Annotated in this window: 25 protein-coding genes; 21 read left to right on the forward strand and 4 right to left on the reverse strand. The window is 56.8% G+C overall.

Going from position 1 to position 26,141, the window contains the following annotated elements:
* Positions 1-60: 60 nt before the first annotated feature.
* The 12 genes from DM872_RS02505 to DM872_RS02560 all read left to right on the forward strand — a co-directional run bounded on the left by DM872_RS02505 (position 61) and on the right by DM872_RS02560 (position 10,461).
* Positions 61-765 (forward strand): NAD(P)H-dependent oxidoreductase, encoded by a 705-nt coding sequence (locus DM872_RS02505; RefSeq protein ID WP_179057956.1) that lies wholly within the window; start codon positions 61-63, stop codon positions 763-765.
* Between the two features lie 49 nt (positions 766-814).
* Positions 815-1,996 carry an acetyl-CoA C-acyltransferase family protein gene (locus DM872_RS02510; protein ID WP_179057957.1) on the forward strand — a complete coding sequence of 394 codons (1,182 nt, stop codon included), beginning with the start codon at positions 815-817 and terminating at the stop codon, positions 1,994-1,996.
* A 442-nt stretch (positions 1,997-2,438) separates the two neighbouring features.
* A complete protein-coding gene (locus DM872_RS02515; RefSeq protein ID WP_179057958.1) occupies positions 2,439-3,899 on the forward strand; it encodes a 2-hydroxymuconic semialdehyde dehydrogenase in 1,461 nt (486 codons plus the stop codon).
* Positions 3,900-3,959: 60 nt separating this feature from the next.
* Positions 3,960-4,757, forward strand: a complete 798-nt coding sequence (dmpE, locus tag DM872_RS02520) for a 2-oxopent-4-enoate hydratase (protein WP_179057959.1) — start codon at positions 3,960-3,962, stop codon at positions 4,755-4,757.
* Positions 4,754-5,557, forward strand: coding sequence for a 2-oxo-3-hexenedioate decarboxylase (dmpH, locus tag DM872_RS02525; protein WP_179057960.1), 804 nt, complete (start codon positions 4,754-4,756; stop codon positions 5,555-5,557). The genes dmpE and dmpH overlap by 4 nt, the downstream gene beginning before the upstream one ends.
* A gap of 17 nt (positions 5,558-5,574) precedes the next feature.
* Positions 5,575-5,784, forward strand: a complete 210-nt coding sequence (locus tag DM872_RS02530) for a tautomerase family protein (protein ID WP_179057961.1) — start codon at positions 5,575-5,577, stop codon at positions 5,782-5,784.
* Positions 5,781-6,695 (forward strand): acetaldehyde dehydrogenase (acetylating), encoded by a 915-nt coding sequence (locus tag DM872_RS02535; RefSeq protein ID WP_179057962.1) that lies wholly within the window; start codon positions 5,781-5,783, stop codon positions 6,693-6,695. Before DM872_RS02530 ends, DM872_RS02535 begins: the two co-directional genes overlap by 4 nt.
* Positions 6,692-7,744, forward strand: a complete 1,053-nt coding sequence (gene dmpG, locus DM872_RS02540; RefSeq protein ID WP_179058010.1) for a 4-hydroxy-2-oxovalerate aldolase — start codon at positions 6,692-6,694, stop codon at positions 7,742-7,744. Before DM872_RS02535 ends, dmpG begins: the two co-directional genes overlap by 4 nt.
* 55 nt (positions 7,745-7,799) lie before the next feature.
* Positions 7,800-8,555, forward strand: coding sequence for an SDR family NAD(P)-dependent oxidoreductase (locus DM872_RS02545; protein WP_179057963.1), 756 nt, complete (start codon positions 7,800-7,802; stop codon positions 8,553-8,555).
* 57 nt (positions 8,556-8,612) lie between these two features.
* A complete protein-coding gene (locus DM872_RS02550) occupies positions 8,613-9,044 on the forward strand; it encodes a tautomerase family protein (RefSeq protein WP_179057964.1) in 432 nt (143 codons plus the stop codon).
* Positions 9,034-9,390: a 2Fe-2S iron-sulfur cluster-binding protein gene (locus DM872_RS02555; RefSeq protein ID WP_179057965.1), complete on the forward strand. Its 357-nt coding sequence runs from the start codon at positions 9,034-9,036 to the stop codon at positions 9,388-9,390. Before DM872_RS02550 ends, DM872_RS02555 begins: the two co-directional genes overlap by 11 nt.
* Before the next feature lie 165 nt (positions 9,391-9,555).
* Positions 9,556-10,461 carry an acetaldehyde dehydrogenase (acetylating) gene (locus DM872_RS02560; protein ID WP_179057966.1) on the forward strand — a complete coding sequence of 302 codons (906 nt, stop codon included), beginning with the start codon at positions 9,556-9,558 and terminating at the stop codon, positions 10,459-10,461.
* A 171-nt stretch (positions 10,462-10,632) separates the two neighbouring features.
* Here the strand turns inward: DM872_RS02560 and styE are convergent, their stop codons facing one another.
* The gene (styE, locus tag DM872_RS02565) at positions 10,633-12,003 is read right to left on the reverse strand and encodes a styrene transporter StyE (RefSeq protein WP_179057967.1); all 1,371 of its coding nucleotides are present in this window, start codon (positions 12,001-12,003) and stop codon (positions 10,633-10,635) included.
* 491 nt (positions 12,004-12,494) lie between these two features.
* Between styE and DM872_RS02570 the strand changes: the two genes are divergently transcribed.
* Positions 12,495-14,309: a bifunctional diguanylate cyclase/phosphodiesterase gene (locus tag DM872_RS02570; protein ID WP_218648994.1), complete on the forward strand. Its 1,815-nt coding sequence runs from the start codon at positions 12,495-12,497 to the stop codon at positions 14,307-14,309.
* Positions 14,310-14,574: 265 nt separating this feature from the next.
* Here DM872_RS02570 and DM872_RS02575 read toward each other — a convergent pair whose 3' ends face one another.
* A complete protein-coding gene (locus DM872_RS02575; protein WP_179057969.1) occupies positions 14,575-15,516 on the reverse strand; it encodes a LysR family transcriptional regulator in 942 nt (313 codons plus the stop codon).
* A 123-nt stretch (positions 15,517-15,639) separates the two neighbouring features.
* On the opposite strand from DM872_RS02575, the gene DM872_RS02580 reads away from it, so the two are divergent.
* From DM872_RS02580 to folK, 6 genes are all read left to right on the forward strand, one after another.
* Entirely contained in the window at positions 15,640-16,911 is a 1,272-nt protein-coding gene (locus tag DM872_RS02580; RefSeq protein WP_179057970.1) for an OprD family outer membrane porin, read from the forward strand.
* A 32-nt stretch (positions 16,912-16,943) separates the two neighbouring features.
* Positions 16,944-18,275 (forward strand): MFS transporter, encoded by a 1,332-nt coding sequence (locus tag DM872_RS02585; protein ID WP_179057971.1) that lies wholly within the window; start codon positions 16,944-16,946, stop codon positions 18,273-18,275.
* A gap of 131 nt (positions 18,276-18,406) precedes the next feature.
* Complete coding sequence (gene purU, locus DM872_RS02590; RefSeq protein ID WP_179057972.1) at positions 18,407-19,276, forward strand: formyltetrahydrofolate deformylase; 870 nt, start codon at positions 18,407-18,409, stop codon at positions 19,274-19,276.
* A gap of 49 nt (positions 19,277-19,325) precedes the next feature.
* A complete protein-coding gene (locus tag DM872_RS02595) occupies positions 19,326-20,585 on the forward strand; it encodes an aminomethyl transferase family protein (protein ID WP_179057973.1) in 1,260 nt (419 codons plus the stop codon).
* Positions 20,586-20,640: 55 nt separating this feature from the next.
* Positions 20,641-21,516, forward strand: coding sequence for a bifunctional methylenetetrahydrofolate dehydrogenase/methenyltetrahydrofolate cyclohydrolase FolD (gene folD / locus DM872_RS02600; RefSeq protein WP_179057974.1), 876 nt, complete (start codon positions 20,641-20,643; stop codon positions 21,514-21,516).
* A gap of 5 nt (positions 21,517-21,521) precedes the next feature.
* Positions 21,522-22,088 (forward strand): 2-amino-4-hydroxy-6-hydroxymethyldihydropteridine diphosphokinase, encoded by a 567-nt coding sequence (gene folK / locus DM872_RS02605; RefSeq protein ID WP_179057975.1) that lies wholly within the window; start codon positions 21,522-21,524, stop codon positions 22,086-22,088.
* Between the two features lie 342 nt (positions 22,089-22,430).
* Here the strand turns inward: folK and DM872_RS02610 are convergent, their stop codons facing one another.
* Both DM872_RS02610 and DM872_RS02615 read right to left on the reverse strand, forming a co-directional pair.
* Positions 22,431-22,898: an NUDIX domain-containing protein gene (locus DM872_RS02610; RefSeq protein ID WP_179057976.1), complete on the reverse strand. Its 468-nt coding sequence runs from the start codon at positions 22,896-22,898 to the stop codon at positions 22,431-22,433.
* Between the two features lie 203 nt (positions 22,899-23,101).
* Complete coding sequence (locus DM872_RS02615; RefSeq protein WP_179057977.1) at positions 23,102-23,884, reverse strand: SDR family NAD(P)-dependent oxidoreductase; 783 nt, start codon at positions 23,882-23,884, stop codon at positions 23,102-23,104.
* A gap of 307 nt (positions 23,885-24,191) precedes the next feature.
* Here DM872_RS02615 and DM872_RS02620 point away from each other — a divergent pair, with 307 nt between their 5' ends.
* Both DM872_RS02620 and DM872_RS02625 read left to right on the forward strand, forming a co-directional pair.
* Positions 24,192-24,977, forward strand: a complete 786-nt coding sequence (locus DM872_RS02620; RefSeq protein ID WP_179057978.1) for an enoyl-CoA hydratase/isomerase family protein — start codon at positions 24,192-24,194, stop codon at positions 24,975-24,977.
* 127 nt (positions 24,978-25,104) lie between these two features.
* Positions 25,105-25,989 carry an SDR family NAD(P)-dependent oxidoreductase gene (locus tag DM872_RS02625; protein ID WP_179057979.1) on the forward strand — a complete coding sequence of 295 codons (885 nt, stop codon included), beginning with the start codon at positions 25,105-25,107 and terminating at the stop codon, positions 25,987-25,989.
* Positions 25,990-26,141: the final 152 nt, after the last annotated feature.

The raw sequence follows: 26,141 nt of genomic DNA on the forward strand, positions 1-26,141 counted from the left end.
GCCACTGTGCGAGCAATATGCACGCCCTTACTCTGGCGCCCTGCCAAGTGAGGTGCCTCCATGAATGTCTTGATCGTGCATGCCCATCCGGAGCCTGCCTCCTTTACCTCAGCGCTCTTCCAGGCCGCAGTCGAGCATTTCCGCAACCTCGGAGCAGCGGTCGAGGTTTCTGACCTTTACGCGATGGGGTTCGATCCTGTTGCCAGCGGTGCGGACTTTAACGAGCGCGCCAATCCGGACTACCTGGTGTACGCCCTGGAGCAACGCAACGGAGTCAAGAGCGAAACCCTTCGTGATGATATCCAGAGGGAAATCGACAAGATCAAGCATTGCGACTTGTTGGTTCTCTGCTTCCCCGTCTATTGGTATGCGATGCCAGCCATCCTCAAAGGTTGGATCGACAGGGTGTTTGTCTCCGGGGTGTTCTACGGTGGTCGACGCATCTTCGACCTAGGGGGTATGCGCGGAAAGCGTGCGTTGGTTTGCGCGACCCTCGGAGGGCGCGAGGGCATGTTCTCCGCTGAAGGCATACACGACGACCTGCATGCTCTGTTTCGGCCTCTGCTGAAAGGGACACTGGGCTATACCGGCTTCGAAGTGTTCGATCCATTCTTTGCCTATCACGTGCCCTATCTGGATGACGCCGCGCGCGGAGAAATTCTCTCCCAGTGGTGCGAGCTTCTGGCTGAAATCGATCAGCGACCGGTGATGCCGATGCCCTTCACCGACGAATACGACACGAATTTTGAACGGCGTGTTCGCTAGCGCGAGCGAGCCCGAAACCCTCCCTACTATTTGCTCAGCAGGAGTTCCCATGAGTTCCCAGGATGTCTTCGTCATCGAAGCGGCACGTACAGCTATTGGTACCTTCGGTGGCGCCCTCAAGGATGTGGAGCTGGCCGACTTGGCTACCACACCCATCAAAGGAGTGATCGAGCGTTCCGGGATTGATCCGGCAGCTATTGGTCATGTCGTTATGGGAAACGTCATCCCTACGGTGCCGCGCGACGCCTACCTGTCCCGAGTTGCTGCGATGAATGCAGGAATTCCTAAGGACGCTTCGGCCTTCAACGTCAACCGTCTGTGTGGCTCGGGCCTGCAGGCCATTGTCTCTGCCGCACAGGCCGTGATGCTGGGGGATGTGCAGTTGGCCATTGGCGCTGGCGCAGAAGCCATGAGCCGGGGGCCATACATGATGCCGGCGGCCAGATGGGGCGGTCGAATGGGCAATATGCAGGCCCTGGACTACGTGCTCGGTGTTCTGCATGACCCCTTCCACAGTGTTCATATGGGCATCACTGCGGAGAACGTTGCTGCACACAGCGGTATCAGTCGCGAGACTCAGGATGAGTTCGCGGTGGAAGAACAGCGCCGTGCTTCGCTGGCCATCATGGAGGGGCGATTTGTAAGCCAGATCATCCCGGTTGAACTGCGCACTCGCAAAGGTGTGGAGCTTTTCAGCGTGGATGAACACCCGCGTGAATCCACTGCGGAGCAACTGGCGAAAATGAAAGCCGCGTTCAAGTCTGACGGCACCGTCACCGCCGGTAATGCGTCGGGGCTCAATGACGGCGCTGCGGCATTGCTGTTGGCTAGTGCTCAAGCTGTCGGCGATCAGGGGCTTAAGCCGCTGGCTCGCATCGTTGCGTACGCTCACGCCGGTGTGGAGCCCGAACTTATGGGGCTCGGGCCTGTTCCGGCAACACGCCTAGCGCTCAAGCGTGCTGGCCTCGCTATCGATGATCTGGATGTGATCGAAGCCAACGTGGCCTTTGCGGCGCAGGCCTGTGCGGTGATGAAGGAGCTGCAGATGGACCCCGCCAAGGTAAATCCCAACGGTTCTGGAATCGCTCTTGGTCATCCCATAGGGGCGACCGGGGCGATTATCGCCACGAAGTTGATTCATGAATTGCACCGTACTCAGGGGCGCTATGGCTTGGCGACCATGTGTATCGGGGGAGGTCAGGGCATCGCGGTGATTTTCGAGCGCGTCTGACCTCTCGGGTATCGGGCAGGGGGGCGATACCGCTCGATACCTGACGCAGCGTTTCTCCTCATTATTGGCCGTCTAGATTCTCCGCTGTTCGAGCTTTGAGAGAAGTTTCTTGGAGTGAAGGGCGGCCAGTACTCAACTAAGTGTGAACCGTCGCGGAGAACTGCGCTCCGCGATGTCTTCGGGAGTCGCGTGGCGAGGAGCCCAGGACAATCGACTCCGCTGCGGTCCTTTTCGCGATATACGCGCAGCAACTCTGACCCATTTCTATTGCTGCTTTAAGGCGCCTTGCCGCAAGGTTGTTCGCTGTCCAAAGAGATACCCGATTGGTATTGGCGAGGAACGAATAAAGTATTAGTCGGTATCGAATCCGCTCCCTAGACTCAGTAAACAGTCTGGTTCGCCCTTCCGGCGGACCACCTAAGGACAAGAGTGCGGAGCGATCATGCGCAATATCGATAACTTCATCGCGGGCGAATTCGTCGCCGCTGCCAGCGGCAAACGCTTCGACAAGCGTTCGCCGGTAGACAACCGTGTGATCGCTTCGATTTCCGAAGCGGGCCGTGCGGAAGTGGATAGCGCCGTAAAGTCTGCACGCAGTGCCTTGCATGGCGAATGGGGTGGCCTGACCACCGAGCAGCGTGTCGACATGCTGCATGCCGTGGCTAACGAGATCACCCGCCGCTTCGATGACTTTGTCGAAGCTGAAATGGCCGACACCGGGCAGCCGGCACATGTCATGCGGCATGCCTTCATTCCTCGTGGCGCGGCCAACTTCAAGGTTTTCGCCGATGTAATCAAGAATGTCGCCAGTGAGTCTTTCCGGATGGATACCCCGGATGGTCGCGGCGCGCTCAACTACTCCATGCGTGTGCCGAAGGGCGTAATTGGAGTGATTTGCCCATGGAACGCGCCCTTCCTGCTGATGACCTGGAAGGTCGGCCCGGCGCTGGCATGCGGTAATACCGTACTGGTCAAGCCTTCCGAAGAATCTCCGCTCACAGCAACTCTTCTCGGTGAAGTGATGAACACCGTAGGCATCCCCAAGGGGGTGTACAACGTATTGCACGGTTTCGGTCCGGATTCCGCGGGCGAGTTCATTACTCAGCATCCTGGCATCGACGCCATCACCTTTACCGGTGAAACGCGCACAGGCACAGCAATCATGAAGGCCGCTGCCGAAGGCATGCGAGATGTGTCATTCGAGTTGGGTGGGAAGAACGCAGGAATCGTATTCGCCGATGCCGATTTCGATGCGGCAGTGGATGGGATTTTCCGTTCGTCCTTCCTCAATTCCGGACAGGTCTGCCTGGGTACCGAGCGCGTTTACGTCGAACGTCCGATTTTTGAGCGCTTCGTTCAGGCACTGAAGGTTAAGGCAGAGGGCGTGAAATACGGTCGGCCTGAAGATCACGCCACGACCTATGGTCCGTTGATCAGCCAGGAGCACCGCAGCAAGGTGCTTTCCTACTACCGCAAGGCGGTGGAGGAGGGGGCCACGGTGGTAACTGGCGGTGGTGTGCCTGATATGCCCGGTGAGTTGGCCGAGGGCTCGTGGGTTCAGCCCACTATCTGGACGGGGCTGCCGGACAACGCTGCGGTAGTGCGCGAGGAGATCTTCGGCCCCTGCTGCCACATTCGCCCGTTCGACAGTGAGAACGAGGTGGTGTCGCTGGCCAATGACAATGAATACGGCCTGTCTACCACCATCTGGACGAGCGACCTATCCCGCGCCCATCGCATGGCTGCGCGTATCGATGTAGGGATTACCTGGATCAATAGCTGGTTCCTCCGCGATCTGCGCACTGCGTTCGGCGGTTCCAAGCAGTCGGGAATCGGTCGCGAAGGTGGCGTTCACTCCCTGGAGTTTTACACCGAGACACGCAACGTGTGCGTGAAGCTGTAAATCGCCTTTTAGGGCGCCGCTTCATGCGGCGTCCGACTTCCGCCGTCCTGTGAGAAAACCATGAACGACAACAAGATCGAGCAATACGGCGACGAGCTCTACGAAGCGTTCGTCTCTCGTCGCACAGTTCCCCCGTTACTGCAGCGTGAGCCCGAGATAACCATCGAGGATGCTTACCGCATTCAGCAGCGTTACGTTGCGCGTCGACTTGCCGCCGGCGAGACCGTGGTGGGTAAGAAAATCGGCGTCACCAGCAAGCCTGTTCAGGACTTCCTCGGGGTTTTTCAACCGGACTTCGGCATTCTCACCTCCGGCATGGTGTACCAGGAGGGTGATGAGATTGACCTTGGTACCCTCATCCAACCGAAGGCCGAGGCCGAACTCGCTTTCGTTCTTAAGCATGACCTGGTTGGGCCGGGGATCACCGCAATGGATGTGATCCGGGCAACTGATTACGTAGTGCCGTGCTTCGAGATTGTCGATTCGCGCATCACGGATTGGCAGATCAAGATCCAGGACACCGTCGCGGACAACGCTTCCTGTGGCGTGTATGTGCTGGGGAATGACAGAGGTGATCCGCGAGAGCTCGACCTGACATTGGCCGGCATGGTGCTGGAGAAGAACGGCGAGCTGTTCTCCACCGGCGTTGGTGCTGCCGTGCAAGGGTCTCCAGCCAATGCGGTCGCCTGGTTGGCCAACACCTTGGGAGAGCTGGGGATTCCGTTCAAAGCGGGAGAGGTGATTCTTTCGGGCTCGCAATCTGCCCTGGTACCCATCGCCGACGGTGACGAACTGGTATGTACCGTGGGTGGTCTTGGCAGCTGCAGGGCGAAGTTTACCGGGAGGAGTGCAGTATGAGCGCACAACTGACACTGTCCCGCGAGGACATCGTGCGTCTTTGTGAGCGTGTCGAGGGGGCTCAGACGCACGCCTATTCGATTCGCAAATTGACCGATGAATACCCCCAGATGTCGATTGCTGACGGCTACGCCGTGCAGTTGGAGTTGCTGCGCCGCTTCAAGGCGAAGGGGCATCGTCTCGTCGGCTGGAAGGCAGGACTGACCTCCAGGGCCAAGATGCAGCAGATGGGCGTTAACGTGCCCTCCATCGGTTTTCTGACCGACCGCATGGCGCGTCCGGAGAACTCGCAGATCAAGACCTCCGACTTGGTCCATCCCCGTGTGGAGTGCGAGGTTGCCTTTGTCCTCAAGGAAGGACTTGAAGGCCCGAATTGCACTGTCGCCGATGTGCTGGCCGCCACCGACTATGTGTTGCCTGCAGTGGAAATCATTGATTCACGCTTCTCCGGCTTCAAATTCGATCTTCCCAGCGTGATCGCTGACAACGGTTCCTCCGCCCGATTTGTCGGCGGCGGTCGTGCCCGCAAGGTCGATGAACTGGACCTGCGCACACTGGGCGTGGTGATGGAGAAGAACGGCGAAATCGTCGGCATGGGAGCGAGTGCAGCAGTGCTCGGGCATCCGGCAGAGGCTGTGGCGATGCTGGTCAACATTCTTTCCGAACTGGGAGAGACGCTGCCAGCCGGCAGCTTTGTGATGAGTGGTGGAATCACCGAAGCCGTCGCAGTGAAACCCGGCGACAACGTCATTGCACGCTTCCAGGAACTGGGCAGCGTTTCCATGCGTTTTATCGAGTAAGGCCTCCAGGAGAAGTCATGCCCATTATCGAAATGCACCTCGTCGAGGGGCGCACCGCCGAGCAGAAAAGCCGCGTCGCTGCAGCTGTGACCAAGGCTGTTAGCGAGAGCCTTCCATGCAACCCGGACACGGTCCGGATCCTGATTACCGAACACCGCCACGACGAGTTCTATGTCGCTGGTTTGAACAAGATGCAGCGCGATGCGCTGCAGGGGCAGGCGAAATGAAGAAGATCCGTTGTGCGTTGATCGGCTCGGGCAACATCGGTACCGATTTGATCTACAAGATCATGCGCAGCCCGGTGCTTGAGCCGGTCTGGATGGTAGGTATCGACCCGGAGTCAGAAGGTCTTAAACGAGCTCGAGACATGGGCTTGAAGACGACCTCGGAAGGTGTCGACGGTCTGCTGCCCCACGTTCTGGAGGACAATATCCAGATCGCCTTCGACGCTACCAGTGCCTATGTGCACGCCGAGAACAGCCGCAAGCTCAATGCGCTGGGTGTTCTGATGATCGACCTGACGCCGGCTGCTATCGGTCCGCTGTGCGTGCCCCCGGTGAACCTGAGCGAGCACACCCAGAAACAGGTAGCGAACGTCAACATGATTTCGTGTGCCGGCCAGGCAACCATTCCCATCGTCAATGCCGTTTCACGTATCCAAAGCGTGGGTTATGCGGAGATCGTCGCTAGCCTGTCGTCCAAGTCCGTAGGGCCAGGTACCCGCGCGAATCTGGATGAGTTCACCTACACGACCTCCAGCGCTATCGAGGCAGTCGGTGGTGCGCGCAAGGGTAAGGCCCTGGCCATCATCAACCCGGCTGAGCCGCCGTTGATCATGCGCAACACGATCTACTGCCTGACCGACGATGAGCCTGACCAAGAGCGCGTGACCGCGTCGATTCTGCAGATGATCGGCGAGGTGCAGAAGTATGTTCCGGGCTACCGGCTGGTCAATGGCCCGCTCTTCGATGGCAACAAGGTCTCAGTGTTCCTCGAGGTTGCAGGGCTTGGTGACTACCTGCCGACTTACGCTGGAAACCTCGACATCATGACCGCGGCCGCGACGCGCACAGCGGAAATGTTCGCCGAAGAAATCCTTGCCGGAAAGCTCCAGTTGCCCACTGTGGAGGTCGCATAATGAGTCAGCCCATCAGCCTCAAAGGCCGCAAGGTCATTCTCCACGACATGTGCCTGCGTGACGGCATGCACGCCAAGCGCGAGCAGATCAGCGTCGATCAGATGATCAAGGTTGCCACTGCAATGGATGACTCCGGCATTCCGTACATCCAGGTGACCCACGGCGGCGGTCTCGGTGGGAACTCGCTGCAGCATGGCTTCGCCCTGCACAGCAATGAGGAATACATCAGCGCTGTCGCATCTCGGATGACCCAGGCGAAAGTCTCGGTACTGCTGATCCCAGGTCTCGGCACGATGAAGGAACTCGAGTCCGCCTACGATTGCGGCGCACGCAGCGTTCACGTGGCCACTCATTGCACCGAGGCAGACACCTCTCCGCAACACATCGCCTTCGCTCGAAAGCTGGGAATGGACACTACCGGATTCCTGATGATGGCCCACCTCAACGATCCTGCAGGCATCGCCCAGCAGGGGAAATTGATGGAGTCCTATGGGGCGCAGACCGTTTACGTCACTGACTCGGCCGGATACATGCTGCCGGAGGACGTCAAGGCACGGGTCGAGGCTCTTCGTGATGTGCTCAATCCCGAAACCGAGATCGGGTTCCACGGGCACCACAACCTGGGCATGGGCGTCGCGAATTCCATTGCAGCCATTGAAGCTGGCGCCACCCGGATCGACGGTTCGGTAGCTGGGCTGGGAGCGGGGGCTGGCAACACTCCTCTTGAGGTATTCGCCGCTGTTTGCGAGCGCATGGGCATCGACACCGGCGTGGACCTGTTCAAGCTGATGGATGTGGCCGAGGACATCATCGTTCCCATGATGGATCACCTGGTGCGTGTTGATCGCGAGTCTCTGACGCTGGGTTACGCCGGCGTGTATTCGACCTTCCTGCTGCATGCGAAACGAGCGGCAGAACGCTTCGGCGTTTCGGCGCGCGACATTCTGGTTGAGCTTGGCCGCAAGAAGATGATCGGTGGTCAGGAAGACATGATCCTCGATACTGCGATGACGATGGCCAAGGAGCGTGGCTTGCTCAAGAGCGCCTGATGCGTCCGCCGAGCAGAAGTATCTGCTCGGCGTTTTCTCGAGTAGCGGAGTGCTCATGAATTCGACCAATGAAGTCGCGGTAATCGTCGGCGCCACAGGTGCTTTCGGACAAGCCATCGTCTCAAGGCTATGTGCCAGTGGCCTCGATATCATCGCCGTGGCTCGCAGCAGCGAAAGCCTCAATTCGCTAGCGGATCGATATTCACAGGTCAGACCTTGTGAAGCTGATATCGGAGACGACAGTGCAATCGAAGTCATTCGAACTTCCCTGAACTGCCCCGTCCGCATGGTCGTCCATGGACCTGGCGTAGCAGTTGCTGGAGGGGTGCTGGATGCCTCGGTAAGCGCGTTGAACTCCGCAGTTAACATCAAGGTTGGCGGCATGTTGCGCCTGGTGCGAGCAGTAGACGACTTTCTGCAACCAGGTTCACGCCTGGTCGCCATTGGTGGGCACTATGGCTTCGAGCCTAGTGCCTATGCGGCGGCGGCAGGAGTCGCCAATGCAGCCCTTGCCAATCTCAACCGGCAGCTCAGTCTGGCTTACGGCCCGCGTGGCATTACCTCCCATCTGGTTGCCCCGGGTCCCGCGGATACCGAGCGACTGCATCGTGTCGCGGCAGACCGTGCGGCGCAGCGAGGCGTGAGTGTTGATGCTGTGCTGGAGGAAATACGTGCGGAATCGTCCCTTGGTGCTTTGACCACGCCCGAGCAGGTGGCCTGGGCTATCAGCATGCTGCTGGCTCCTGAAGCTACTGCAATGTCGGGATCTGCCGTGATGCTTGACTCCGGTCGCCGACGAGGACTGCCCTAGTTTCCTTCTCCACATCGGTTGCGCCGCCTGGCATCGATAACAACAAGGAGAACAGTCATGCCCATCGTGAATTTCCATCTACTAGCCGGCGAAAGTACCGGCGAACAATGCGAGCTCTTGCTCGTTGAAGCCTCGCAGCTCTACGCGAAGGTTCTGCAATCTCCCATCGAACGTGTACGTGCATTCATCACATGGCACGACTCGCGCCATTTCGCCGCGGCGGGGTCTTTATGCGCGGCAACTGGTATGCACGCACCATTCTTTGACTTCTTCGTTCTCGATGGCCGCTCCGTCGAGCAGCGCCATCAGTTGGCGGAAGGCTTCACTGAGTTGTTGGTCAAGCATCTGGCGGTACGACGCGATGTTGTGCGGGGTCGATGCCAACGTATTGCCCCCGAGGATTGGTCGATTGCAGGTGTTCCGGCAAGTCTGCAGAGGGCTGATGAATTGGCAGTTCGCGCGGCCGGAGAGCCTGCTCATGGGCCATGAGGTTTTGATCGTGGATACGGGAGACCGCTTCTCCTGCACCGATCGGGAAAGCGTTCTTAGTGGAATGACGCGCCTGGGACGCAAGGGGATTCCCGCGGGTTGTCGTGGTGGTGGCTGCGGGGTGTGTAAGGTCCGAGTCATTCAAGGTCAGTACCAGGCTCGACAGATGAGCCGACAACATGTCAGCGCGGAGGAACAGCTCGATGGAGTTGCCCTGGCGTGTTGCATCGTGGCGGAGAGCGATCTACGCCTCACCGTCGTGGGGAAAATCAGAAAAGCAGTGGTTCGCGTGCGTGAGCGAGAGACCACTTTTCCAACTGTTACCGGAGCACGGACTACGGGGTGAGCCTACGGGACCACAAACGAAGGGATCACAAACGACGTTGAGCGCGCGAAGCAGGTCGAGCGAATTTATCGATTCTCTACCAGCTTCTGACCCTTCGCAGGCTTGCCGGCACCAAAGCTATAGCCAGGCAAATGGCCAGGTGGCTACTCAAGTGGGACTTGGATCATGAATGAGAAAGTGAAATGCGCGGTGATCGGCTCCAGCAGCATTGGAATGGACCTGGTCCACAGGTTGCGGCTTAGCCCCCTGCTGGACCCCGTCTGGTTGATAGGGACGGATCCTCAATCCCAGTACCTTTCTGAAGCTAAAGGCTTGGGGCTCAAGGTCACCCATCAAGGCGTGCGTGGTTTTCTGCCTCACGTCGTCGAAGATGGTGTGCAGATCGCATTCAACGCTGCCCAAGGTGCTGGGCATGATGAGGCCTCTCGTAGCCTCAATGCCTTGGGAGTGACCACAGTTGGTTTGGCATCCACCGGCGATGGGGTGCATTGTATTCCTGCATTGAATCTTCCGAAGTTGATCGCGAACGGTCTGCAGCACCTTCAATTGGCCACCGCCACCAGCCAGGCAGCTGTTCCCATCGTCAATGCGATCTCCCTGGTACAGGATGTGGATTACGCGGAGGTCGTTATAAACGTCACTCCAGCATCCATGACATGCGAAAGCACTGAGACACTTGCTAACGCAACCGTCGGGGCCTTGATTCGTGTCGGGGGGGCCAAACACGGGAAGGTGCACGCGATAGTCAAACCCAATCTGGGATCTAGCGCTGTCATCAGCTGCATCGTCGAAAGCGAACCGAGGCGAGACGATATTGTTGAATCGGTACAACGCATGATTGGAAAGGTGCGGCGATATGTGCCGGGGTACCGTCTGATCAGTGGCCCATATTTCGAAGGAAACCTGATTACTTTTGGTGTTTCAAGCAGTGAGGGGGGGAATACTTTGCCCGTCGGTTTCGCAGACGAAGAGATCATGGTGAGCTCGGCAGTCCATTCTGCAGAGGCACTCGTGGACAGGATCAAGTCGATTGGCCGCGTGTCCTCCGATTTTGACGTTCTGCCCACATAGCCGAACCTCTTCGGAGCTTGGTGCATTCGCCCGTCACGCTTAATTCAGTGTTCGCCCTGCGTTCTAGCGTAGTGGGTGTTCTTGCCGCCCAGATTGATCACGATATGCTTCAGCGAGCTGTCGGTTTGTGGTGGCGGCGCTACGCAAAAAAGAAGCCGAACAACGTATGCTTCAGAAACGATGGGTATACGAAAAAACTAAATTATCTTGGCCATGGCTATTGCGAATCGGCACTGGGGCATTGGGTAGGGAACGATTGGTAGTGGTTGCTGTGAATGCATGAGAGTACGCGAGGTCGATGGAGCCGTATCCCAGGTCATACGAAATACCTGCCGATGCATGTCGGGTAGGTGTTACCGGTAAGCTTGCAAATAGTAGGTTGCTAGGGGCAGCTTCTGTTGCCTGCCTATACCCTAATCGTAGGGTCCAGTTGTTGATTCGATAGCTAGTTCCCAGCCCGACAATGGTCTGATTATGATAGTTCTGCGGAAATTTCAGATTGAGGTCACCACCACTATCGCTGTTGAAGGCGACGTTAATGTCTTTCATTACGTCTTTCCAGAACACGCGAGAAACGTCGACGGCGATTAACCACCTGTCGTTCACTTCGTGTGCGACTCCTAGGCTCAATGATGCCGGCATCTGGAAGTCTTTAATCTTGATCTTTCCAGGGAGAGAAATTTTCCCTACGACACTATCGATCGCAGTGACCGTCGCGTCGCCTTCCAAGTCGCCCATTTCGCTGGCGAAGTTATAAGCAAGTCCGACATTAGTGGACGTGGTAGCTCTCCACAGCACGCCAATACGCCCACCGTATCCCCACGCGTCGGCGCCGCTGGCAATGGGTTCCGCTCGGCTGAAGCTAATATGAGCACCATCAAGCGCTGGCAATGCACCTAAAACTGGTAATAATGAACCGCTAACGCGACCGTCTCCGATGAGGGCGCCAACTTGGTTCCTCGCAAACATCATGTTCAAGTTCATGCCCATCCACATGGCATCCAGACTGGCGCCTACAGTCAACTCATCGGTTACATCGAAGCTGAAAGCGAATGGAATATTGAGGACGAGCAGTCGACTACTACTATCTAGCCCTGTGGGCTGACTATTTCCATCGTCTGAAAGGAAACTATCATTGCCATACTCGGTACCGACTCCGCCTTGAGCAAAGGTACCGATACCAAGCGCCCAGCGTTCTCCGCGATAGGTGTATGCAATCTGCGGCGCATAATAAGGTCCACGATTCTTTGACTTATTTTTGCTTTCGGCAGTTTCACCAGAATCGAGATTGCGAGTGCTGATATCCGGTTGAAGCAGGTCGACGCCAATGCTCAATCGGCTGCCTTCCTCGCCCAAGGAGAGAGTGGCTGGGTTGCTCATCATGCCTGCTGTTCCGATATCAAACGCCATGGCTGTCCCTCCCATGGATCGGGAAATGGGTCCGAAGCCCTCAAGGCGCATCACATCAGTTGCATTTGCTGTATGGAATATGGCGATCATTGGCAGGCATTGTGCAAAACGAAGAGCTGCCTTGGCGTTCATTAGACTGTTCTCGCTTGATCGTTATCGTTCTATTCGGCGAGCACCAGCGGTAAATGGCGGAATGGCCAAGGTACGTACCCTGCCGCTGATTACTCTACATAGTTGGTAGATACCCTTCCCAGTCTAGTGCGTGATGGTACCTGGGGAGGCTTTGCGACGCCGGGCGAGAACCTTCGCTGTGCCTGTTCGCCCGTTGGGGGCGCTCGCAGCCGGCGCGCAAGGACCATAACGGCATCGCCTGGACCGGTGGCTGGAGGCGGCGTTGAATCGCCCAAGCGATGACGGCCCCGGGTAGAGATCGAGTACGACTGTCAGATAAATCCAGCCTTGGGACTACGCTTACAGAGCTACCACTCCGGGCGAAGGCGATGACGCAGACATCGAAACACCGACACGCTGTGAAGCGCTCCGCCTTGAAGATAACGGGCGATAAGCTGACTGAGTTGGAGCGCCTATATCGCGTTCTGAGGACCCTCAGCGCTGGTAACCGTATGCTTTTGCGCTCGAGTGATGAGCTGCAGCTTCTGAAAGGAATGTGTGACGTAGTGGTAACGCAAGGCGGATATCGCTACGCCAGTGTCTGGTACGCCAGCAATGACGAAGGCCAGCCGCTCGTTAACCAGGCTTACTCCCTTGGTCTCCCACACGAGAAAAACGAAGTAGAGTTCTTTGAATCGCTACGGTTGTCATGGGCTTTCCCTGAGCAAGGAGGGGCCACAGCGATCGCTGTGCTGACTGGCACTCCTTGCATTGGTCGCAATCTGTTGAGCGATCCTGACCATAGGGCATGGAGGGAGGACGCGATTCGGCTTGGATATGGTTCGCTCACTTCTTTTCCCATTCGTGTCGATTCAACAGTGATTGGGGCCTTGAGCATCGCTGCTACTGAGCCTGATGCGTTCAACGATTCCGAAGTGGCTCTGCTGGGGGAGTTGGCGGAGGACCTTGCTTACGGCGTAGAGCATATCCGCGAGAGGGCTCGTAGACGTGAAGCTGAAGAGATAATTCAGCGCATGGCATTCTACGACCCTCTGACAGAACTACCCAATCGGCAACTTTTGTTTAAAAGGGCGCGGGCGCTAATTGATGGCCTTGAGGGGAGGTATCAATCTTTTGTTTTGCTAATTATAAAGGTGATTCAACTTAATGAGGTCAATGAAACGTTTGGGTTTCAGCAGGGTGATAAGGTGCTTGTGGGGGCGGCGCGGCATTTATGTGAAACGTTAGGAATGTCTGGTGATGTGTTTAAGGCGGGAGACGCCGAGTTTGCTGTTATTTTGCCTTCTGCGGATTTAGAAGTTGCCACTCGGCAATCTCAGCGAGTGGTTTCCTTGTTTAAGGATCAAGGCGGAATTCCGGAGCATGAACAGTATGCTAGTTTTTCTATAGGTATCGCGGTATATCCAGGGCATGGTTCTGATCCAGAATTGCTGATCAGGCGCGCCCGCTCTGCTATGAGTGAAGCTAGACGCACTGGGCGAGATTATGCAGTTTTCTCGAGCAAACTTGATGAAGGATGCAGTCGCCGGCTAGGGCTGACAGCGAAGCTCAGAGATTCTATTAACAAGGGGCAGTTGTTGCTTTATTGTCAACCCAAGCTTAGGCTGAAAAACTCAACGCTTTGCGGGGCAGAGGCTCTTGTTCGGTGGCGATGTCAAGAAGGGGAAATGATTCCCCCAAGTGAATTCGTGCCGCTTGCGGAATTTTCTGGTTTAATCACTCCGCTTACACATTGGGTGCTTGAAACTGCATTTAGACAGCGCTTTGCTTGGCGCGAAGTAGGTATAGACCTTCCACTTTCCGTTAATTTGTCCGCTCAGGATCTATGTGATCCACATTTGGTCGGAAAAATTGAGGGCCTGATGGCTACGTGGGGAGGGGAGGGGAGTTGGATTAAGTTTGAAGTAACTGAAAGTGGGATGATGAAAGACCCGCTGTTGGCGCTCGAGGCTATTAATAAAGTTAAGTCGATGGGTGTTGGTTTTTCTATTGATGATTTTGGGGTTGGTTATTCTAGCCTGAGTTACCTGAGGAATCTTCCGGTTGATGAAATCAAGATTGATCAGTCTTTTGTCAGGAGCATCTTGAGTGAGCCTGAGGTCGCGGCTATTGTTGGGTCTACGATTGAGATGGCTCATCACCTGAACCTAGAAGTGGTCGCGGAGGGGGTGGAAAATGAGGCGGAAAAAGACTACTTGACGATGCTGGGGTGTGATGTGATTCAAGGCTACTTTGTAAGTGCGCCGATGCCTATTGATGAGTTCAAGGATTGGTTGGTGTCTTCAGTTTGGAAAATAGAAAAGTAAATGCCATCACGTCAGGGCACACGCCTCTTATACGAAACCCGGTGCGATACATTCCTAGGCGGCGATAGGGCCGGCTAATCCATCTTTAGTCAGTGTCCACTCAGGCTGAAACGACCATTTCAGAGATTTAGTGCATTAGCCAGTAACTCTTTGGGACTATCCCCGCTTTTACCGCTGAACCTGGCCCATGCCTGGCTCGCCTTAGGTGGCACATTTTTTTGTCAGTAAGTTGGCCTTCGTCGGTTGAGTCCGTCCGGCAGTTCACTCACCAGTCATTCCCTGACTCCGGGAGGAAATCATTGTAGATTTCCTTCATCAACTGCCTGAGCCAGCGATTCGCTTCGTCGTGATGAAAGCGCGGGTGCCAGTACTGGCAGATGGGGAATGGTGCTAGATCAACCGGTGGTTTCAATCGTCTAACCCAACCGTACTCATCGAAGATGCGGCCGATCTCTCCAGGTACGGTTGCAATCAGCTCCGGATCATTTCTGATCAGCATGGGAATGACCAGATAGTGGGGAGTCAGCAGGAACACCTCACGTTTGATTCCGTGTTCGTCTAACGCCCTATCGTAGTGAGTGGTCTTGCCGCCCAGATTGATCACGATGTGCTTCATGCGCGTGAACTGCTCAAGGCTGATCGAGTCCCCGACCTGGCTGTTCTCTCTGCTGACAATCGTCACGAACTTGTGGACGAACAGATTTTGCTGAAACAACTCATCGTTGACCGCGAGCTGCGAGCCCATCGCCAGGTCGGCCTCGCCTGACTCCAAGGTGGCAGCAATGTCTTCGGGGCGGACTTGCAGGGTCTGGATGGTGCAGTGGGGGGCCCTGCGCTTGAACTCCTGGATCATCCTGGGCAGAAACACCAGTTCGCCCATATCGGTCATGCAGAACTTGAACGTGCGGACTGCTGTGCTTGGATCGAAGCGTGTCTGGGTGAGCAGCGAATCTTGCACTGTGCTGATGATCCCGAGGATCGACACAGCCAGCTGTTCGGCTTTGGGCGTCGGCTTCATGCCGTCGCCGACTTTCACGAACAACGGATCGCTAAAGAAGTCCCGCAATCGCTTGAGCGCATGACTGACCGCACTCTGCGAGAGATCCAGGCTATCGGCGGCCCGAGTGACACTGCCTTCGCGAAGCAGGGCATCGAAAACAGTCAGCAGATTGAGGTCGAGCTTCTTTTCATTATGAATGCTGTGCATAGAGGTGATCGTTGTCGTGATTATGGTGCAGTAGGATATTTCAATAGGATCGATTCTTGAAACACCGCATGGGAATCGGCGGCGCCGATTCCCGCAGTAGATAACAAGAACAAGAGTCATCCTATGAACCCCAAAACGTGCAGCGCATTCGCGCTATCAGCTCTGTGCAGCCAAAGCCTCCTCGCCGCCGGCCTGATCGATGACAGCCAGGCCACATTAACTGCCCGAAACTATTACCTCGAACGTGACTACCAAGGCTCCCGGGATCCAGACAAGGCTGAGGAGTGGGCGCAGGGATTCATTCTCAGATTCAAGTCGGGACTCACCCACGGTGACCAGGGACTGGGCCTGGACGCGTTGGGTATGGCCGGTTTCAAACTCGACTCCTCACCTTCCAGGACCGGTACCGACTTGCTACCGGTATCGACCAGTGACCGTCGTGCTGCTGATGAGTACTCCAAGCTCGGATTGACGGCGAAGGCCAAGTACTCCCGCACCGAACTGAAGGCAGGCAGTCTGGATGACGTGTTCATCCCCTTCGTCTATGCCAGCCAATCGAGGTTGTTCCCACAGACCTTCAGGGGGGCGTCGGTGGTCTCGAACGAGTTCGACGACCTGACGCTGCGAGGTACCTGGTTCGATCAGACCACCAAGCGCAACTCCACTGATTTCGAATCGCTATCCCTGGCGGCGCCAAACCAGCGTTTCAACGGTGGTGCGCAGAGTAACCAGGCCACCTTCCTAGCAGCCGAATATCACCCGCAGAACCGTTATCTGGCACGGGCCTATCACGGTGACGTCAAGGATCTCTATCGCATGGAGTACCTGGACTTCAAACGCAGTTGGCCCATCGGCAACGACACCTTCACCGCCGACTTGCGGGGATTTTATGGCACCGAAGATGGCAGCGCCCGGGCGGGAGAGGTCGACTACAAGAACATGACGGCGACTTTCAGCTACCAGACTGGCGCCCACCTGTTCAACCTCGGCTATCAGCACGCCACTGGCGACACCGCCATGCCTTATCTCTCAGGCACCGAGATTCTTGTGCTGAGCGAGTTCCTGATGAGCTCCGATTTCGTCGGCGCCAACGAGAAGGCCTGGCAGGCCAAGTATGTCTACGACTTCGCCGCATCCGGCATTCCCGGCCTGAAGACCACCCTGCGCTACATGCGTGGCCATGACATCAACTTGCCCGAGCGCCTTGGCGGCAATGGGCTCACAGAAAGCGAGAAGCACGCTGAGCTCTCCTACGTCGTCCAGTCCGGTCTGCTTGCCGGCCTGTACCTGAGGGCGAGGTATTCCGTGTACCGCAATGATTTTGCGGATGCCGCTTCGATGCGTGATGAGAACCACCTCCGGCTGAACATCGATTACAGCTGGAAGCTGTGGTGAGCCCTCCAACAACAACTACAAAGGTAACAAATATGTCGGTCAAAGACCCACGTGACCATATCAAGCATGGTCACATGAGCGGATTCAGAATCAGCCTTGTCATCTTCTGCGTCGTCCTGGCGGCTCTCGACGGTTTCGACGTTCTGGTCATGGCCTTCGTGGCTCCCACGCTATCGGCGAGTTGGGGGCTGAACGGATCGATGCTAGGCGCGCTGTTCAGTGCCGGGATGATTGGAACCGCGATTGGCGCGTTCTTCCTGGCGCCCCTGGGCGATCGGATCGGACGGCGCCCTATCGCATTGGGATGTCTCATGCTTCTGGCAGTGTCGATGCTGATGTCGGCTGCCACGCGCAATTTCAGCGAGATGTTTGCCGCCCGGCTGTTCACCGGAATTGGTGTCGGTGCCATGTTGGCAACCATCAACATCGTGATAACCGAATACGCCAATGATCGTCGTCGCAGTCTGTGCAATGCAGGGATGTCGGTAGGCGTTCCGCTCGGGGCGACCCTGGGTGGCCTGGTGTCGGTGCTGCTGATCAACCATTACGGTTGGCAGGCGCCCTTCGTGTTTGGCGGTGTGGCGGCTATCGTCCTGCTGCCTTTCGCCTGGTGGCTGTTCCCTGAGTCTCTGGACTTTCTCATCGAGAAACGTCCTACCCGCGCGCTGGATCGGGTCAATCGAATACTGCCGCGCCTTGGTCTGCAGGAACTGTCAGCACTGCCTGCTGCACGTGATCCGAACATCACTGATGGTCGCCTCAAGGACTTGCTGAGCGCGTCGCTGAAGGGACCGTTCGTTGCCAGTTGCATCATGTACTTCTGCATCATGATGACGTTCTACTTCGTTTCCAGCTGGACACCGAAGATCCTCACCGACGCGGGGTTGAGCGTTACAGGGGGGATCTCCGGTGCAATGCTGCTCAGCTTCGGCGGCATGCTCGGCTGCATGAGCTTCGGCCTGCTAGCGGCGAAAGTCGGGGCTCATCGACTCACTGCCATCACCATGGTCGCCCTGTTCGCCATGATGCTGCTGTTCAGCAACATGGGTTACCACCCGACTCTGTTGGTGGTGGTCGCTGTGACTCTCGGCTTCTTCCTCTACTCGGCGGTCACCACTCTCTACGTGGTGGTACCGGTGGCATTCCCGGCAACCCTGCGCGGTAGTGGCACGGGTATCGCCATGGGAGTAGGGCGCTTGGGGGCAGTGTTTGGCCCCTACCTGGCGGGCGTCCTGATCGACATGGGATGGAGCCGCGAACAGTACTTCCTCGTGTTGGCCCTGCCTGTGCTGCTGGCGGCGATTCTGCTACGTGCGCTGCGCTCTCCGCAGATGAGAGGGGACGCTGAGTCGGTCACTTCATAGTTATGCATATGGCTCATGCGATTAATCGATGCCATTCGTGGCTTTCATTTTGTCGCGTTTTTATAGTGGCCCGCACTTCAGCGCCACGGCGCTGAAGCCCACTTCAATAAAAACGATGATTGGAGACCGCCGTGTCCAACCCCAAATTCATTCTGCTGTTGTCGTGCCGCAATACCGCCGGAATCGTGAAGGATGTTTCCAGCTACCTCTTTGAGCAGGGATGCAACATCCTCGATGCGCAGCAATTCGATGATCTGGATACTCAGCAGTTCTTCATGCGGGTGGTGTTCGACGCGATAGACAGCGCGACGCAACTGGTACTCGAGGACATCAAGGCTGGATTCGCCGATGTTGCCCATCGGTACGGCATGGAGTGGTCGCTGCGTCCGCAGGACCAGCGCAAGCGCGTAATGCTGCTCGTGTCCGGCTATGACCATTGCCTGCGCGACCTGCTTTACCGCAGCCGAATCGGCGAGCTGCCGATGGAGATATCGGCCGTTGTCGCCAACCATCCCCAGGAGCGATACGCCGCGGTTGATCTGCAGGGCATAGCGTTTCACTACCTGCCAGTGACCCGGGATAACAAGTCCCAGCAGGAAGAGAAACTGCTTGCCTTGATCGAGTCCACCAGGACCGACCTAGTTGTGCTCGCTCGCTACATGCAGATCCTCTCCGATGACCTCTCGCGCAAGCTGGATGGGCGCTGCATCAACATCCATCACAGCTTCCTGCCGGGATTCAAGGGCGCGCGTCCCTATCACCAGGCCCATGAGCGTGGCGTGAAGCTGATTGGCGCGACCTCGCACTTCGTCACCGCCGACCTGGACGAGGGCCCGATCATCGAGCAAGACGTCGAGCGCATTTCCCACCGCGATAGCGCGGAAGATCTCGTACGTAAGGGGCGTGACATCGAACGACGCGTCCTGGCCAGGGCAGTGCGCGCCTATCTGGAAGACCGCGTCATTCCGAACGGTCGCAAAACCATCGTGTTCGAAGGCTGACGCCTGGCCACGCATAACAACAATTCGTTGAAGTAACCGAGGTAAAGACATGCTCCCCAAGAATTTCAGAAAGACTCCAGAGGGCTATTTCACGTCCCGTTGGGGGCAGCCTGAGTACACGGACTGGCTCGACGAGAGCATGTCCTGGAAGGACCACTGCTACATCGGTGATTGGTCGTTCCTTTGGCAGCGGCGTTACCGTGGACCGGACGTGTTGAAGCTTTTCTCCGATACCTCCATCAACAGCTTCGCCAAGTTCGACATCATGCAGTCCAAGCATGTCACCCACTGCAATCGTGATGGCAAGGTGATCCATGAGGGTATCCTCAGCCGCTGGGGGGAGGATGACTTCATGCTCTTCGGTCGCGGCGGCTTCCTCATGGACTTCCACCTACGCAAGGGTGATTACAACGTCAGCTCGGAGGTTGTCGAAGGGTTCAAATTCCAGGTTGCTGGGCCCAAGGCTGCCGCATTGATCGAGAAGCTGACAGGCGTGGCCCTGGCGGACATCAAGTTCATGCACTCGCAAGTGGTGAAGATTGCCGGGCATGAGGTCTACGCGCTGCGACAGGGCATGTCCGGGGAGCCTGGTGTGGAGCTGCAAGGTCCTGCCGAACATGCTGCCGAGGTGTATGAGGCAGTGGTGCGAGCCGGCGAAGCGTTCGGGATTCGCAAGCTGGGTGGTCGAGCTGCCTTCATCAACCACCTGGAAGCCTGTTTCCCCACTATCGTGACCGACTACCTGCCGGCGATCTTCAGCGAGGACATGGCTGAGTATCGCGCCGAATTCGAAGCGTCTCTGCCGGCGTTCGCCTCGACCTTCAACGTTGCCGGCAGCTTCGAGGCTGATGATGTCAGCGCCTGGTACCGCAGCCCTGTCGAGCTCGGTTGGGGGCGCAACATCAAGTTCGATCACGACTTCATCGGCCGCGAGGCCCTGGAAAAGGAAGTGGCCAACCCACGCCGGGTGATTCGCACCCTGGTGTGGAATCCCGATGATGTGCTCAAGGTATTCGCATCCCTGTTCCAGAAGGGCGAGCACTACGCCTTCATGGAGATGCCCCGGGATCAGCGCGGTTTCATGTATGCCGACAAGGTGCTGGTGAACGGCCGTGAGGTCGGCGTTTCCACCTCTCGTGGCTACAGCTACTTCTTCCGCGAGATGCTCTCGCTGTGCACCCTGGACATCGCCCAGGCAGAAGTAGGTACTGAAGTCACGGTTATCTGGGGCAATCCGGGCGAGCCGCAACTGCCCATCCGCGCCACTGTCCAGCCCGCACCGTACAAAACCGACAACCGCCGCAGCTGAGTCGGCAAGGCCCTGGGTCTCAGGGCCTGCTTCATCTGTAAGACCCGGAGAAACAATGTCCGCATTCCTGATCGACGGAAAAGCCGAAGCCCGGCAACTGCGTGAACGTCTTGTACAGGACGTGAGCGCATTCGCTACTCGACACGGCCGCGCGCCCGGCCTGGCAGTCATTCTCGTGGGGGCCGATCCCGCCAGCGAGGTGTATGTACGCAACAAGGTGCTGCAAACGGAAGAGGTAGGTATGCACTCGTTCGAGTACCGCATGCCCGCCGACACCACGGAGGAGCGTCTACTCGCAAAGATCGACACCCTCAATCTTGATGACCGCGTTGACGGCATCCTGGTGCAGCTGCCCCTGCCAGCGGGCATCGATGTCACCCGGGTCATCGAGCGCATTGACCCGGCGAAGGATGTCGATGGATTCACCATCACCAATGCGGGTCGCCTGGCAACGGGGCTGGATGCTCTGGTGCCCTGCACGCCGACGGGGGTGATGTTCCTGCTGAGGAATGTGCATCGCACTTTAGTTGGCCTGAATGCGCTGGTGATTGGCGCATCCAATATCGTTGGCAAGCCCATGGCACGGCTGCTGCTGCAGGAACGCTGCACCGTGACCATCGCTCACAGCAAGACTGTAGATCTTGAGGCAAGGTGTCGGCAGGCCGACATTCTGGTCGTGGCAACCGGCGTTCCCCAGATGATTCCCGGCGATTGGGTAAAGCCCGGGGCTACGGTTATCGATGTCGGTATCAGCCGCATCAAGCAGGCGAACGGAACTACCAGGCTGGTGGGCGACGTTCACTTCGAAAGCGCAGTTGAGCGAGCCGGAGCGATTACACCTGTGCCAGGTGGCGTTGGGCCGATGACGATCGCTTGCTTGCTGGCCAATACGCTAAGTGCAGCACAGCGGCGTGTGGAAGTTCAGAGCTAGCTTTAATGGAACTGCTAAAGGTGCAGCCCATGGTAGGGCTGCATCTTCCAGATCGTGAAATGACCGGCAAGATAGCAATGCCAAGCACCCTCATTTTTCTTGGCCTGGGCAGCAATCACCGGCGCGAGCGTAACCTCAGTGACGGACTGCGATTGCTGGCGAGGAGGCTGCGCGATATCAGGTGCTCCGATATCTATGAAAGCACTGCCGTTGGAGCGTCATACGCCGCGCCATTCCTGAATCTAGTGGTTTCGGCCGTGACGACACTTGAGTTGCAGGAGCTGGTGCGTTGGCTGAAGAGCGTAGAGGCAAGTTGCGGACGAACCGCTGAGCAGATAGGCCTTGATATAGATTTGCTGACCTATGGCGACCTGGTTGGCCGATTCGAGTGTATCGAATTGCCTCATCCAGATATCTCTCGTCATGCCTTTGTCTTGCGCCCGCTTGCGGAGCTTGCTCCCTACCATATACATCCCAGGTTTGGACTCAGCTTTTCGGAGCTGTGGGACGACAGGCAGCCCGGTCCGTCGCTGAATTGGCACTGTGCTCAATGGCAAACCGCTGCGCGGTAAGGGGCGGCGTCACTCCGCCAGGGCAAGCTCATTGTGACCTTAGAGGGAGTGCTAACAACGCCTCGGGAGCCGCCAACTGTCGATCATTAGCCCACCAAAGCGTGGAGAGTGTCTAGGAAAGCCGGGGCGATTCGGGTTCTAAGCGGTTCAGCACAAGCGGTCTTCACTCGGACGCCTCACCATACCGGCCGTGGTGGCCAGGTGGCCGAGTCGCTGTCTTCAGCAGCAGTTAGCGGGAGTCCAAGGAAGCCGGTATGCACGAAGGAATAGTCCCCCAGTAAACATGTTCAGAGTGTCCTTGTTGGGAATTGGTAGACAGTAGGCGGGACGTAAATGAGAGTTTTAGCTTAGGTTAGCCGTCATTGACGAGGATCTGAGCTCGCAGGCATTCAAGATGTGTGCGAACCAGGAGACGGTGGGCACCTGACCCAGTTCATGCGGCGCCAGCCAGACTGAGGCGTCGTTTTCCCAGTTAAGCGTGAGCGTTCGAGTCAGGCTGTGGAAGTGAAAGGCGTAAACACGCCAAGTGCGACCATCTTGACCCGGCAAATTCAATACGCTGCTGCTAAGCAGTTTCAAGTGATGCTTTGAAATTCCCGCCTCTTCTTCCACTTCGACCAGGGCCTGAGAAAGCGGATCGCGATCGTGGTCGAGAAACCCGGTAATGCAATTCCAGCGCCCGACATCACCTGTTACCAGATTGCTGCGACGCAGCAGAGCTAGCTCCCCCTTATGGGAAAGAACCGCCGCAACAATCTCGCAGACACTTCCGGAAAATCGTTGAACAGCTGATTCGCGTTGACTTCCCATGGTGTGCTCCATTAGTCAGCACAAGCGGTGGTGCGGGGGAATGGCGTAGTCGTAATGATTAGCCGTAAATCGACGCCAGTCAACTATGGTGTTGATTTTTTCTGTCGCTCTCTGATTTCTCAATTTTCAACCTGTCTATGGCACGTTTGTTGTTGACATCTGAGGTGGGGGCTCCAGCCGAATGGCTGGAGCCTTTGGGACGCCTAGCGTACAGCGATCAGGCCACCATCCACCGGGAACATCTGACCGGTCATGAAGTGGGACGCGTCGCTGGCGAGGAACACCATTACCGGTGCCAGATCCTTGTCGGCATCGCCGAATTTTCCGCCCAGCGGTATGTCGGTCTTGGTGGCGGCATCATGGGCAGCTAGATCTTCCGCTGACAGTGCATTGCGGAAATCGATATACATGGGGGTGACCATATAAGGCAGAACGGCGTTGATGCGGATGCCGTCAGGACCCCATTGGCGGGCGACATTGCGTGTCCAGGTGTGAACCGCCGCCTTGGTGGCAGAATAGAGGGCATTGTTAATTTCGCCCGTCAGTCCCGATTCTGATCCGAAGTTGATGATGTTGCCGATACCTTGCCCCTTCATAAGGCGATAGGCAACGGCATTGGTGTTGATGGTTCCTAGTACATTAACGCGGAAAAGCATGTCGAACAGTTCTTCCGCTATGGCGTCCGGCGGGGAATGGCGTTGCACCCCAGCCACATTGACCATGACATCTAGGCCGCCCATATCCTCAACAGCTGCAGCAAAGACCTTTTCCACCTCTGTGCGGTCGGCAATGTTGCAGTGGTAGTAGCGGCTGATGCATCCGGGATGGGCCCTGATGGCTTCGGAAACAACCTGTTGTCCTAGCGAGTCGTTCATATCCATTGAGGCCACTGTTGCGCCGGCGGCAATGTAGGCCCGCACCACAGACGCACCAATACCTTGTGCGCCGCCGGTTACGATAATTCTTTTACCTTCTAGCGGTTTCATGTTGCCTTCCTGTTCTCTGTCTTGTCGATCGAAGGGCTGATTGCCTAAGCCTAGGGTTGTATACGGCGTTGTGCCGTCCCGCTGATCTAGCGGAATTCGTGCTGCCACGTACTACGCGGTACCGGTGCTTTCAAGAATGGGGCTATCGGATTGGATCAGTCAACCAAGGTGTTGATTTTTTGTTTGAATAGTCAACATTGACGTTGACTTGTCGGTCTCGGTGGTGCAACCATGATTTGAGCGTTACCGCAAGTCGGGCGAGCGCTTGGGCATTGCTTCTTCCGATCAACTAAGGTTCCGCTGCCATATGTCACCTACGAATATTCAGTCAGGCAACGAGTCGGCCATTTTAGAGATGGTTGGTCCTATTGCCGTCATCACGCTCAACCGTCCCGGCTCATTCAATGCAATTGATATAGAAATGGCGGTATGTCTGGAACAGCTGGCTTTGACTGTTGAGCGGAGCGATAGCGTCCGGGTGCTGGTCATTCGTGGGGCGGGTAAGGCGTTCTGTGCCGGCGGTGACGTCAATCTGTTCCTCTCCCATCTCGACGATTTGGCGCCGCCGATCGGTAAATTACTGGAACATTTCAACCGCTTTCTCTCGGTCTTGCGACGCATGGACAAGTTGGTGCTGACCAGTGTGCATGGCGCGGTGGCCGGTGCTGGATTTTCCATGGCCTTCATGGGGGACTTCTGTATTGCTGCGGCAAATACCCGTTTTCGTCCTGCCTATGCGCAGATCGGGGTTTCACCTGACGGTGGCGGTACGATCGGTGTTGTGCAGGCGCTAGGGGCGCGGCGCGCCCTGCAGATATTTCTGGACGAGACGGAGTTGAGCGCTGACGAGGCCAGCCAACTCGGTTTGTTGTCCAGGGTGGTCGAGCCGGCCGAACTGGAAGGCAAAACCCATGAGTACGCCGAGCGTCTGGCTGAACTGAGTCCGATAGCTGCGTCCCGTACAAAGCGTCTGGTCTGGCAATCAGCCTCAGTTCCGTTGGAGCAGCAGCTTGAGGCCGAGGCACAATCCATCATCGCCTGCATGGCTACCAGCGAGTTTAGAGAGCTGCTGAAAGGCTTGCGGCGTCGCTGAGGCTGGGTTGATGTGCTCGCTCTTCGGAGGGGGAAAGGTGTAAAGTTAAAATCAACTCAAGTGTTGATAAGTGGTGAATGATGTGCAAGAGTGCCTCCAAGATCAACAAAGACAAGAAGGAGGGGACATGTCGAGATTGCAGGGTAAGGTGGCTATCGTCACTGGCGGCGCTCGGGGCATTGGCAAATGCATTGTCGAGACCTTTGTTGCCGAAGGTGCGAAGGTGGTGGTCGGTGACATCAATGACCAGGCTGCCGACCTCGAATCACAGCTTGGCGCTGAGTGGGTTGCGTTCAAACGCACGGACGTGACCAGCGATGTCGAGATTGAGGCGTTGGTGGCCTATGCGGTTGAACGCTTTGGACGCCTGGACATCATGGTCAACAACGCCGGTGCCCTCGGCGATCAAACCAAGCTGATCGAGCTTGATGCGGACGGTTTTACCAAAACGGTAACTTTGCTGCTTCGCTCTGCGGCACTTGGTCACAAGTATGCTGCGCGTCAGATGATTGCCCAGGGGCAGGGCGGTAGTATCGTTTCAATTTCCAGTATTGCCGGTATCGAAGCCGGCTGGTCATCGGTTTCCTACGATGCAGCTAAGGCCGCAGTACTGCACCTGGCGCGTTCAGCCTCTTATGAACTGGCGCCCAAGCAAATCAGATCCAACGTGGTCGCGCCCGGTCTAATTCTCACACCAATCATTGGTACCGCTTGCGATGTGGCACCTGAGCATTACGCGGCGTTCACTGAAAGTCTTGAGGAGCCCTACGGCAAGCTGATTCCTCTGGGCCGGGCCGGCAAGCCGAAGGATATTGCTGAAGCGGTACTGTTCTTTGCCTCCGATGCTTCTGCGCATGTCACCGGCCAGTCCATTGCCGTTGACGGAGGTTTAACCTCCATGACCGGCTTTGACATCGGCGGAGTTGTGGCGCAGGCGGTTGAGAGTTTCAACGCGCGGATCGGTAATACCGAGAGCGGAAAGGTCGGCTGGCTACCGAACAGGAATGGCTGAATATAGGGGCAAAGCGAACTTCCGTTAATTACCCTGAAGTTCGCGCTTCCGGTTTAGTTTGTGGCAACGCTCCATTTTGGGCCACTGGCAGATAATGTCAGTCAGGCCCTTCTTTTTTAAGGTATAGGGGCGGCACTGTCGCCAAGGTCGCT

The organism is Pseudomonas taiwanensis (assembly GCF_013393345.1).
In the GTDB taxonomy this organism is placed as follows: Bacteria; Pseudomonadota; Gammaproteobacteria; order Pseudomonadales; family Pseudomonadaceae; genus Metapseudomonas; species Metapseudomonas resinovorans_C.